The organism is Streptomyces synnematoformans, from assembly GCF_039531005.1.
Classification (GTDB): Bacteria; Actinomycetota; Actinomycetes; order Streptomycetales; family Streptomycetaceae; genus Streptomyces; species Streptomyces synnematoformans.
Map to the genome: position 1 here is coordinate 1 of NZ_BAAAPF010000232.1, position 11637 is coordinate 11637.

The 11637-nt window shown below is 76.0% G+C and carries 7 protein-coding genes, 1 tRNA gene and 1 pseudogene; 3 read left to right on the plus strand and 6 right to left on the minus strand.

The window, feature by feature from the left end; translation table 11 throughout:
* Positions 1-45 precede the first annotated feature (45 nt).
* Positions 46-2352, minus strand: a complete 2307-nt coding sequence (locus ABD317_RS26695) for a YfjP family GTPase (RefSeq protein ID WP_425582444.1) — start codon at positions 2350-2352, stop codon at positions 46-48.
* A 302-nt stretch (positions 2353-2654) separates the two neighbouring features.
* Positions 2655-4463, minus strand: coding sequence for a dynamin family protein (locus tag ABD317_RS26700; protein ID WP_344292746.1), 1809 nt, complete (start codon positions 4461-4463; stop codon positions 2655-2657).
* A gap of 294 nt (positions 4464-4757) precedes the next feature.
* Here ABD317_RS26700 and ABD317_RS26705 point away from each other — a divergent pair.
* Positions 4758-4830: transfer RNA gene (locus tag ABD317_RS26705), tRNA-Arg, on the plus strand.
* Positions 4831-5047: 217 nt separating this feature from the next.
* Here the strand turns inward: ABD317_RS26705 and ABD317_RS26710 are convergent.
* The 3 genes from ABD317_RS26710 to ABD317_RS26720 all read right to left on the minus strand — a co-directional run bounded on the left by ABD317_RS26710 (position 5048) and on the right by ABD317_RS26720 (position 9157).
* Positions 5048-7228 carry an MMPL family transporter gene (locus ABD317_RS26710; RefSeq protein WP_344292748.1) on the minus strand — a complete coding sequence of 727 codons (2181 nt, stop codon included), beginning with the start codon at positions 7226-7228 and terminating at the stop codon, positions 5048-5050.
* A 189-nt stretch (positions 7229-7417) separates the two neighbouring features.
* Positions 7418-8338, minus strand: a complete 921-nt coding sequence (locus ABD317_RS26715; protein ID WP_344292750.1) for an NADP-dependent oxidoreductase — start codon at positions 8336-8338, stop codon at positions 7418-7420.
* Positions 8339-8551: 213 nt separating this feature from the next.
* Complete coding sequence (locus tag ABD317_RS26720; RefSeq protein WP_344292752.1) at positions 8552-9157, minus strand: class I SAM-dependent methyltransferase; 606 nt, start codon at positions 9155-9157, stop codon at positions 8552-8554.
* Between the two features lie 190 nt (positions 9158-9347).
* Between ABD317_RS26720 and ABD317_RS26725 the strand changes: the two genes are divergently transcribed.
* Positions 9348-9905 (plus strand): helix-turn-helix domain-containing protein, encoded by a 558-nt coding sequence (locus ABD317_RS26725; protein WP_344292758.1) that lies wholly within the window; start codon positions 9348-9350, stop codon positions 9903-9905.
* Between the two features lie 51 nt (positions 9906-9956).
* Here the strand turns inward: ABD317_RS26725 and ABD317_RS26730 are convergent, their stop codons facing one another.
* Positions 9957-11039 (minus strand): MBL fold metallo-hydrolase, encoded by a 1083-nt coding sequence (locus tag ABD317_RS26730; protein WP_344292754.1) that lies wholly within the window; start codon positions 11037-11039, stop codon positions 9957-9959.
* 126 nt (positions 11040-11165) lie between these two features.
* Between ABD317_RS26730 and ABD317_RS26735 the strand changes: the two are divergent.
* Positions 11166-11637 (plus strand): annotated as a pseudogene (locus tag ABD317_RS26735) (AraC family transcriptional regulator); the annotation flags it as partial.

An 11637-nucleotide genomic window follows, 5' to 3' on the forward strand; every position in this document is an offset into this window, starting at 1 on the left:
CCCGGTTGATGCGCGGCACGATCACGCCGATGACCGTGCCGCCCATCAACCGAGCAGCCCGCTCTGCACCGCGCCCACCGCCGACCACCACCGCGGCCGCGGCACGCCACCCGGCCGAGTCGCCCCGGCACCCCCGCCCGCACCCGTTCCGCCGGCGGGCGCCTCATCCCCGCCCGACTCGCCCGCCGCCGCCTCACCGGCACCCGGCTCGCCCCCGTCCGGCGCACCCGCGTCCGCGCCCGGTTCACCCGCACCCGCGGCCCCGCCCGGCGCGGTCCGCATCAGCCCGTCCGCGAGCCCCTCCGCTCCGCGCACCCCCGCCTCGCGCACCGCCTTCGCCCACGGCGCCGGCAGCCCGGCGCCCGCCTCCTCGGCCACGGTCCGTACGGCCTGCTCCACCACCGCTCGCGCGGGGACCAACTCCTGCTCACCGGACCGCGGTTCCGGCATCAGCGCGCCCACGCCCGCGGACGCCCCGTCCGCGGCACCGTCGCCCGAGCCGCCCGAACCGCCCGAACCGCTCGAACCGCTCGAACCGCCCGGACCGCCCGCGCCCGCCGGATCCGCCGAACCGCCGGCCGCCCGCGCCGCCCGCCGACGCCGCCACAGCTGCGCCAGCCGCGCCCCGCACGCCTCTTCCGCCTCACGCAGCCACCGCTGCTCCGCGGCCTGCCCGGTCGCCGCCGCGCCCACCGCCTCCGCGAGCCGGTCCTCGAACTCGGCCCGGATCCGCTCGTCCAGCCCGCCCCCGCCGCCTTCCCCCACGTACACGTCGAGCAGCCGCGCCGTCGCCCCGTCCACGTCCGCGGTCAGCCGACGCTCGGCGGCCCGGCGCTCCGCGATGAACGACACCAGCTCCGCGCGCAGGTCGGCCACGCCCTCGCCGGTGAGCGCGGACAGCGCGAGCACGCACGCGCCGGGTTCGCCGTGCTCGCCGAGCGCGACGCCGTCCTCGTCGAGGAGCCGGCGCAGGTCGTCGAGCACCTGCCCGACGGCGTGCGCGGGCAGCCGGTCGACCTGGTTGAGGACGACGAACATCACCTCGGCGTAGCCCGCCAGCGGCTGCAGATACCGCTCGTGCAGCGCCGCGTCCGCGTACTTCTCCGGGTCCACCACCCAGATCACCGCGTCCACGCGGCGCAGCAGCTGCTCCACGCGCGCGCGGTGCTCGTCCACCGCCGAGTCGTGGTCGGGCAGGTCGACGAGGACGAGCCCGCGCAGCCCCAGGTCGTCGCGGAGCGGCCGGGCGGCGCGCGGCGGGAGGCCGAGGCGTTCGAGCAGCAGGGTCGGCGCGTGGTCCCCGGCGCCGCGCCAGGCGCACGCGGCGGGCTGGGAGGTGGTGGGCCTGCGCACCCCGACCTCCGAGAGGGGGGTGCCGGCGAGGGCGTTGAAGAGGCTGGACTTGCCGCTGCCGGTGGCGCCCGCGATGGCGACGACGGCGTGGTCGAGGGAGAGCCGCTGCCGGTCGGCGGCCTCGTCGAGTACGCGGCCGGCCTCGGCGAGCGTGCGCCCGTCGAGTCGCGTACGGGAGAGGCCGACCAGCTCACGCAGGGCGTCGAGCCGCCCGCGCAGCGGGCCTTCGGCACGCGGTACGAATCCTCCGGGCATCCCCGCGTCCGCGCCGTAGTCCGCGTGCGCACCGCCGGGCCCCTGCCCCGCGGCGCCGTCCCCGTCGTACGCATCGCCGCGCTCGCCGGCATCCGCCAGATCGCCGTCCCCGGCACCCGCCCCGGGCTCCTGCGACCAAGCGCTGAGAAGGCGCTTGCTCTCACTGTCCCCCGTACCGTCCGCGGAGCCGCCGTCGGTCACTTCGGCACCGGACCCCGCGCCGCCCGCGGCCCCACCGCCGGTCAACCCGCCGTCGTCCACCGGCCCAGCGCCGTCGGACCCGCCGCCCGGGCCACCGCCGTCCGCCGGCTCCGCCGCCGCCACGTCCGTCCCGTCGTCTGCGCCCATCTCCGCGACACCGCCCTCTCGCCTACCGCCATCCGCCCCAGCCGCACCGGCCACCTCACCCGCACATCCCGCATCCACCCCGTCCGCAGGCGAAGCCTCCCGGTCCGGCTCCGGCTCCGGCCCGGACTCCTGCTCCTGCTCCTGCTCCTGCTCCTGCTGCGACTCCGGCTCCGGCTCCGAAGCCCGGGGCGGCTCTTCAACCCCCGTCTCCTCCGCCGCAGTCGCCACCGCCCCACCGGACACGTCGGCAGCCTCGCCCTCCGGCTCCGCCCCGGAGCCGGCCGCCTCCGCGGCGCCCTCCGCCGGTTCCGCCCGCCGACGCACCCGCCGTACGCCCCACCGCGCCGCGCGGCGCGCGATCAGCCCGTCGTCCCACATCCCGACCGGGGCCGGCACCGAAGGCAGGTCCTCGCCGAACCCGCCATCCTCGCCAGCCCCGCCATCACCGCCGTCACCCCCGTCTGCGCCGTCACCACGCGCACACGCCTCTCCCACACCCGCGCCCGTCCCGGTGTCCGATTCCGCCCGCGCGCCCGGGCCCGCGCCCCCCGCGACCCCACGCAACTCGGCCACTTCGGCCCCGCGGTCCGCCCCGCCCGCCGCCGGCACCGGCTCCGTGGCCTCCCCAATCGGAAGCGGAACCTCCGCCGACTCGCGTCCCGACGTCTCCTCCGAGCGCACCCCGCTCACCTCTCCCGTCACTTCTCCCGCTGCAGCACGGACATGGCCGCGATCAACCGGGCCTGCTGGCCGGACTGCGCCTCCAGAGCGTCGATCGCCGCCAGCCGGCGGTCCCGCTCCCCGTCGAGCGCCCGCTCGAAGTACGTGCCGAGCAGCCGCCCGCCCCGGCTCCGCAGCCGCAGCCCGGCCTTCGCGCCCAGCAGCTCCGTCAGCCCGTCCGCCGCCCCGCGCCCGTTCGAGCCGTCGAGCAGCGCCACGGCCAGCAGCGCCGCCGCCTCCTCCGGGTCCGCGTCCGGTCCGTGTCCGGCGGCGCGCAGCGCCTCGTCGGCCAGTTCCTCCAGGCACCGGCGCCAGCGCCGTACGAGCACCCCCACCCGCTCCTGCGCCCCCGCCCCCGCTGCCCCGAACGGCAGCGCCGCCGCGCCCGGCTCGCGGCGCAGCTCGGCGGTGACCCGTTCGTCGGCGGCGGCCACGGCGCAGGCCAGGACGGCGGTGACGTTGCCGGTCAGGGCGTCGAGGAGTTCGGTGGAGGCGCCGGTGAGGGCGCGGTTGCGGTAGTGCGCGAGGGCGTCGCCGGCGAAGGCGGCGCCGCCGACGAGGTCGGCGTGCGCCTTCTCGGCGGCCTCCTCGTACGCCCGCTCCACGCGGTGCGCCATCCGCGTCGCCGCCGCGTGCTGCGCGGCGCACGCCCCGGCCAGCGACGTGACCCGGGAGCGGAGCGACGCGAGCACGCCGTTCGCGGTCCGTGCGGCGGCGTCGGCGCGCGCCCGGGGGTCCCGGGCGCGGTGCGCGAGCCAGTCGCGCAGCTCCTGGACCGCCGTGGCGGGCAGCAGGCGGCTGCCGCCGCCGGCGGACTCGGGCAGTTCGGGGACGGTGAAGCGGGGCACGTCGCCGAGGCCGGCCTGGCGCAGCAGCGAGGCGTACTGCAGGGAGATCTCGCCGGCGACCTGGTGCGGCACCCGGTCGAGCACGGTGACCAGGCTGACGTCGTACTCCTTCGCCGTGCGCAGCAGGTGCCACGGCACCGCGTCCGCGTACCGCGAGGCGGTCGTCACCAGCACCCACACGTCCGCGGCGCACACCAGCTCGGCGGCCAGCTCGCGGGCGTGCCCGGCGAGGGAGTCGATGTCGGGGGCGTCGAGGAGGGCGAGGCCGGAGGGCACGTTCTCGTCGACCTCGATCCGCAGCAGGGTCCCGTCGGGCCCGCCGCCGCCCTCCCCGAAGGTCGCGGCGCCGCGCGCCGGGCCGCGCGGGACGCGGTAGAGGTCGCGTCCGCCGTACGCCCCGGAGGCCGCGCGGCCGGCCCCGTACCCGGCACGGACACCGCCGCCGACGCCACCACCGCCCCCGGCGCCCTCGTCGCCCCCGTACGGCTCGTCCACCTCCTGGGCCTCGTACGCGCCGTACGACTCGTACGCCTCGACGCGCCCGTGCGCCGCGTCCTGCCGCGGCATCCACACCCGCGTCAGGTGCGGCAGCACCCGCTGGCCGGCGAACCAGGACTGGTCGTCGGGATGGCAGACGAGGACGGGCATCCGCGTCGTGGGCCGCAACACGCCCGACTCGCTCACACATCTGCCCACCAGCGAGTTGACGAGCGTCGACTTCCCCGCCCCCGTCGACCCGCCGACGACCGCGAGCAGCGGCGCGTCCGGCCGGTGCAGCCGGGGAACGAGATAGTCGTCGAGCTGCGCGAGCAGTTCCGCTCTGCTCCGCCGCGCCCCGGCCGCCCCGGGCAGGGGGAGCGGGAAGCGCGCGGCGGCGACGCACTCGCGCAGGGCGGAGAGTGCGCTCAGCAGGTCAGGCCGTACGTCCGAGGTCGCCACATGCGAAGAATGCCCGCTTCCATCCGAATTTGAAAGCGTTTAGCGCCGCAGCGCGCCTTCTTCAACCCAGAAGCTCCCGCCCCCCGGGCATAACGACTGCACAACACCACCGGCGACGCGCTGAAAAAAGCGATGCGCGAATCGCACTCGCCTGCGATTATCAGGACGCTTCACTGAACCTCCACAAGGTGGTGCCGGAGTGAAGCTACCGGGTGTGGCTCAACGGAGCCCTATCCTTGACCCCTGGCAAGGTCACGGATCCGCCGAGCCCGGCCACCGTTCCACGCCACACCGGCCCCCGTAGCTCAGCGGATAGAGCAGGCGCCTTCTAAGCGCTTGGTCGCAGGTTCGAGTCCTGCCGGGGGCGCAGGGCTGCCCTCCTCCCCCAGGGAGGGCCCAACCTGCAGGTCAGGAACCTGAAGCCACCTCACGACCGGCCCCGGACGACGAAGCCGACTCGCCACGGGCGATCGTCCCACAGAACCGGCCCGGCAGGTCAGGTTGCGGCGCTCCTCTCCCCTCTCGTAGTCACCCCCCAGCGGCGGTCGAACGCGGTGTGCCGCGGCGGTGTGCCCGGGGCTGCGCTAGTGCAACGCTCCCCGCGTGGGCGGGCGTTCGGCGTGCTGGCGGTGAAGCTGGTGCGGCCACCAGATCCTCGGGCCGATGTCGAGGAAGAGGGAGGTCACCAGGACGGACCGGACGATGAAGGTGTCCAGGAGCACGCCCACCGCCACCGCGAAGCCGATCTCGGCGAAGGCGGTGACGGGCAGGGTGCCGAGCACCGCGAAGGTGCCCGCGAGGACGAGCCCGGCCGAGGTGATGACCGCGCCGGTAGCCGCCAGGGCCGTTCGGGTGCCGGGGCGGGTGCCCTGTCTGCGTGCCTCTTCGCGGATCCGGGTGGCCAGGAAGATGTTGTAGTCGATGCCCAGGGCGACCAGGAAGACGAAGACGAACAAGGGGTAGGACGTGTCCTCCCCCGCGTAGTCGAAGAGGTGCCGGAAGGCGAGCGCGCTGATGCCGAGCGCCGCCGCGTAGGAGAGCACCACCGTGGCGATCAGCAGCAGCGGCGCCACGACCGCCCGGAGCAGCACCATCAGGACGAGCAGGACGACCACCAGGACCAGCGGCATCACCAGCTTGTTGTCGCGGACCGAGGCGTCGTCGGCGTCGAGCAGCGCGGCCGTACCGCCCCCGACCAGCGTCTCGGCGCCCGGGACCGCGTCCACGGCGTCCCTGACCCGGTCCACCGTCTTCTTGGCGGCCGCGCTGTCGGACGGGTCGGTCATCGTCGCCTCGAACAGGGTTCTGCCCTCGTACGAGCGCCGGGTGCCCTGCGGTACCGCGAGCGAGTCCGGGACGACGCCTTCGGTCCCGGCGACCACGCGCTTGACCGCCGGGGCCCGGTCGGTGTCGGTGACGATCACGAGCGGGTCGCCGCTGCCCGCCGGGAAGTACCGCGCGGAGATCTGCTGGCCGGTGACGGAGTCCTGGGTGTCGGTGAAGGCGTCCTTGTTGGCCAGCCCGGCCGCACGCAGCTGCAGGATGCCGAGCGAGAGCGCGGCCAGGACGATCGCGGTGACGCTCCAGACGGCCCGGGGCCGGTGGCTGATCCGGGCACCGATCCGGGCCCACATCCCGTGCTCGGTCGGCTCCCGGGAACCCTCGTGCGGGATGAGCGGCCAGAAGATCCAGCGGCCGACGATCACCAGCAGCGCCGGGAACAGGGTGAGCATCGCGAGCAGCGAGAGCGTGACACCGACCGCGCACACCGGGCCGAGTCCGCTGGTGGAGTTCATCTCCGCGAAGACCAGCACCAGCAGGCTGATGATCACGGTCGCCCCGCTGGCCAGCACCGCCGGGCCCGCCCGGTGCACGGCCACGGCCATCGCCTCGTGCCGGTCGTGGTGGCGCCGCAGCTCCTCCCGGTAGCGCGCGACGAGCAGCAGCGCGTAGTCCGTGCCGGCGCCGAAGACCAGCACCAGCAGAATGCCCGCGCTCTGCCCGTTGACGGTCAGCCCGGCGTGCTCGGCGAGCAGGTAGACGATCGCCTGTGCCGTCAGCAGCGCCGCGATCACCGAGAAGAGCGGGACGAGCAGGAGGGTGGGGCTGCGGTACGTGACCAGCAGGGCGATGATCACCACCGAGGCGGCCGCGTAGAGCAGCGTGGAGTCGATGCCCTCGAACGCCTCCGCGAAGTCCGCCGAGGTGCCGCCGGGACCGGTGATGTGGACCGAGAGCCCGTCTGCGCTGGTCCCGCTGACCTCGCGGATCCGGTCCACCGCGGGCGCGATCTGCTCCCAGCCGTCCTCGTCCATCGTGATCGGTACGAGGATCTGTGCCGCCCGGGGGTTCTCGCGGCGGTCGTACACGGGCCCGGTGCTCTCCCAGCCGCGGATCCCGTGCGCGCGCAGCTCCTTGATGCCCTCGGCCGCCCGGGACACGCGCCGTTGGTCCGCTCGGGTGAGTCCGTCCTCGCGGGCGTAGATCACCACCGCCGGCGTCCGCTCGTCGCGGAAGTCCTTGGAGGCGTCGAGCACCTTGGTGGACTCGGCGCTGCCGGGCAGCCAGGACTGGGCGTCGTTGTCCTGGGCACCGGTGAGCTTCGAGGCGAGCGGGGCCAGGGCGACGATCACCACGAGCCACAGCGCCAGCGTCACCCACTTGGTGCGCCGCCCGCAGACGAACCGGGCGAGACCCCGCCGCCGGCGCGGGTCTCCCGGATTCCGCCCGGTGCCGCCGCGGTCCTGTTGCGGTACGTGCGTCATGGACGTCCCTCATCCCGGCGGGCGTCCGTGGCGGCCTCGCGCCACGGCCGTACGGATCGGCTTCAGTATCAGCGCGGCCGGGCCGCCGCGCCCGGTGGAACCGCCGCCGGTGGAGCCGCCGACGCCCCGCCGGGCGGCGCGGCGTCGGCGTACGGGCGTATGCGGGATGCGGGATGCGAGGGGGTCCGCTCAGCCTTCGGTGACGCGGATGATCGTCTTGCCGGGGGTGCGCTTGTCCGGCGCGAACGCGGAGGCCGCCTCGGCGAGCGGCCGGACGGCGCCGACGACCGGCTTGAGGCGGCCGTCCCGCAGCCGCCGGGCGAGGTCGGCCAGGCGGGTCCGGTCGGGTTCGACGACGAAGAAGACGGCACGCCCGTCGCGGGGGTGGACGGTGACCGGCTCGGCGATGGTGACCAGGGTGCCGCCGGGGCGGACCAGCGCGGTGGAGCGTTCGAGGATCTCGCCACCGATCACGTCGAACACGACGTCGACCTCGCCGACGTCCGCCAGCCCTTCGGCCTGGAGGTCGACGAAGGTGTCCACGCCCAGGCCCAGCGCGGTGTCGCGGTCGCCGGCCCGGCCGGTGCCGATCACCCGGGCGCCGGCCTCGCGGGCCAGCTGCACGGCGAGGGAGCCGACGCCTCCCGCGGCACCGTGGATGAGCACGCTCTGACCGGTCACCAGGTGCGCGTGGTCGAACAGGGCCTGCCAGGCGGTGAGCCCGGAGATCGGCAGCGCGGCGGCCGTGAGGTGGTCGACGTCGGCCGGGAGCGGGGCGAGGTTGCGGGCCTCGACCGCCGTGTACTGGGCCAGCGAGCCGTTGCGGGTCCAGTCGGTCAGGCCGAACACGCGCTGGCCGACCGTCAGGCCGGTGGTGCCGTAGCCGAGTTCGGCGACCACCCCGGACAGCTCGTGGCCGGGCACGCTGGGGGTACGGTCCCGGCCGGCCCGATCGGTCCACGTGCCGGGCCAGTCCAGCTCGCCCGGGGTGAATCCGGCGGCGTGGACCTCCACGATCACGTCGTTCTCGGCGGCGTGCGGGTGGGGCAGCTCGGAGAGGGTCAGGCCGCCGACGCCGGCGTCGCGGTCCTGGACGGTGATGGCCTGCATGAGGGATTCCTCGGGGTAGGGGGACGCTCAGGGGCACCGCGGGCAGCGGCGGGCGAAGGTCGCCTGACGGGCGCGGTTGCGGTCACGCGTCCCACCCTAGGAGGGAAGCAGCCCAGTCAGGTGGGCCACTTGCACCTGATGGCGGTGGGCCATTTGTGGTTGTGGCCGCCCCGGTGACCGGCCGGAGCCGCTCCCCTCGGCGTCGCCCCGCCGTCACGGCATGCGGCGCGCCCGCAGGACGGCGTCGTGCGCGTGGTTCGTGCCGGCGGGGGCCGGGGTGGTGCGCGGGCGCGTCTCGTTGACCAGGACGTTCCAGGTGGAGTCGAGGAGCGGGGCGATGTCGCCCGGCTGGTAGTGGTCGGCGGGCGCGGGGCCCTCCCTCGAGCGCGGGGGCAGGTCCGCGAGGGCGTGGGTGGCGAAGAGCAGGGTGCCGCCGGGGGCGACGGCGTCCAGGAGGCCGCGCAGCGCGGCGTGGCCCGGCAGGCGTACGAGCGGGAAGTAGTGGACGGACACCAGGTCGAAGGCGCCGGCCGGGGGCGGCGTGGCGAGCAGGTCGGTCCGTACCCACGACACGCGGTCGCGGACGTCCGCGGGCGCCGTGGCGGCGGCGCGGCGCAGGGCGACCCCGGAGACGTCGGCCGCGGTGACCTGCCAGCCGCGCCGGGCCAGCCAGAGCGCGTCGGCGCCCTCGCCGCAGCCGGCGTCGAGCGCCCGGCCCGGCGGCAGGCCGGCGGTCTCGGTGACGAGCACGCCGTTGGGGTTGCCGCTGAAGACCCGGTCGCGGCTGTCGTACATGGCGTCCCAGCGTTCGCTGTCCATCAGATTCGGCCCTCTCGTCGGTTCGTTGCCGGCGGTCGGCGCGGGAGGCGGCGTACCGGCGGCCGCGGGCTGTCCACCGTCCTGTCCGGGAGCCGGTCGGGCGAGTTTCTTTGCGGAAAACGCAAAGGGCGGGCACGGTGAACCCGTGCACGACGACCTCGACGGGGTGCTGGCCGCGGTCGGGCCGCGGATGCGCGAGCTGCGGCTGCGCCGCGGGATCACCCTGACCGCGCTGTCGGAGGCCACCGGCATTACCGTCAGCACCCTGTCCCGCCTGGAGTCCGGGGTGCGCAAACCGGGCCTGGAACTCCTCCTGCCCCTGGCGAGGACCTACCGGATGCCGGTCGAGGAGCTGATCGGCGCTCCGGCCGACGTCGACCCCCGGGTGTATCCGCAGCCGTTCACCCGGAACGGGATGACGGTGGTGCCGCTGACGCGCAAGCCCGGGGGGCCGCAGGCGTTCAAGCACATCCTGCCCGCCGGCCTGACCGACGGCCGCGAACCCGACCCCCGCGCGCACGAGGGCTACCACTGGCTGTACGTCCTGCGCGGGCGGCTCCGCGTCGTCCTCGGCGACCGGGACTTCGTCCTCGCCGAGGGTGAGGTCGCCGAGTTCGACACCCACCTCCCGCACTGGTTCGGCAACGCCGACGACCGCGCCGTGGAGTTCCTCAGCATCCTCGGCCCCCAGGGCGAGCGCGTCCACATCAGGGCCAGCTACCGCCCCGGGGAACCCCGCCCCTCCTGACGCGCCCGGTCGCGTACGGGAGGGGGCGGGAGGGGCGGGCGCCGCCCGGGGTCAGCACAACCGGACGAACGGCCGGTTCAGGTGCGCCGTGGCGAGGACCGCGCGGCGCTCCTCGGCGCGTTCCAGCAGCAGGCGCCGGGTGCGGCGGGCGAGGTCCGGGTCCTCCTCGAAGAAGTACCGCACGGCGGGGTCGACGAGCTGCACCGCGTGCACGACGACGTCCCCGGCGATGACGATCCGCCGGTGCCCGCCGTCGACGACGACCGACTGGTGCCCCGGCGTGTGCCCGGGCGTCGGTACGAGCGTGACGGCGTCCCCGCCGCGGTGGGCGACCAGCCGGGTGCCGCCGTCGACGGCGTGGAGGCGGCCGGCCGCGCGCAGCGGGGCGACGGCGTACGTCGTCGCGGCGTCGTCGGGTGCGAGGGCGGCGAGTTCGGCGGCCTGGACGACGTAGCGGGCGCGGGGGAAGGCGGGCTCGCCGTCGGGTGTCACGGACCAGCCGTAGTGGTCCTCGTGCAGGTGGCTGAGCACGACGGTGTCGACGTCGGCCGGCTCGATGCCGGCGGCGGCCAGCCGCTCGTGCAGCCGGCCCGGGACCGGCGCCCAGCTCGCGGCGGGGCTGTCGGCCGGGCCGACACCGGAGTCCACGAGGACGACCCGGCCGCCCGGGCGCCGTACGGCGAAGCAGCGGAAGTCCAGCTCCCAGGCGCCGCCGGGCCCGAAGGCCCGCGGGTCGACGCGCCGCGCGTCCGCCCACGCGGTGGCGCCGGCGTCGGGGAAGGCCTCCTCGCGGGACATGGGGAACGTCCCGTGCGCGTCCAGCAGCGCCACCACCTCGAACCGCCCGGCCCGGAACACGGCCGCGCCCCCCGGGCCGTCCACCGGGCCGTCCACCAGACCGTCGACCGGCCCGTCGTACGCGGCACCCCGCGACCTCGGCGCGGCCGTCGGCGCGCCCGGCGCCGCCGCAACGACCGCGCCCGCGGCCAGCGCCCCGGCGCCCCGCAGCAGCCGCCGCCGCCCCCAGGCGCCCGCGGCGTCCGCCGCGCCGCTCCCCTGCTCCCCGCTCTCCTGTGCGCCGTTCTCCTGTGCGCCGCTCCCGGGCCCGCCGTTCCCGTCGTACGTCCCTCTCATCACCGCTCCCTTTCGCCACGCCGGCGGCCAGGCACCGCCGTACGCCGGCCACGCTCCCGCCCCCTCGCCGGTCCGCGCTTGTAAGTTCGTGCGCGATCCGCGCCCCCGTGTGCAAGGCTCGGTTCCATGGCCGTGACCCGGCACGCGCTCCTGACCGCCGACGATCTCTGCGTCGCCGACGTGTGCTGCGGCGCTCCGCCCGCCGGGTGGACGCCGGTGCGCCCCGCGGAGGTCTTCGGGCTCGTCCTCGTACGCGACGGTGTCGTACGGGCGCGGGTGGACGGCGTCGAGCAGACGATGGACCCCGCGTCGGTCTACGTCGAACGGCTGGGCAGCGAGCAGCAGTTCGCGCACCCCCGCGGCGCCGACCGCTACACCGAGCTGGTGCCCTCGGAGCCGCTGCTCGCCTCGCTGCTGGGCGGCGACCCCACCGTTCCGGAGGGGCTGGTGTTCACCACGCCCGCGATGGCGCTGCGGCACCGGCTGCTGTGCACGGCCGCCGGCCGCGGGCCCGGGGACGCCTTCGGGGCCGCCGAGTCGGCCGTCGCCCTGGCCGCGGCGGCGCTCGCCCAGCTCGACGCGCGCCGGGTGGCGAGCG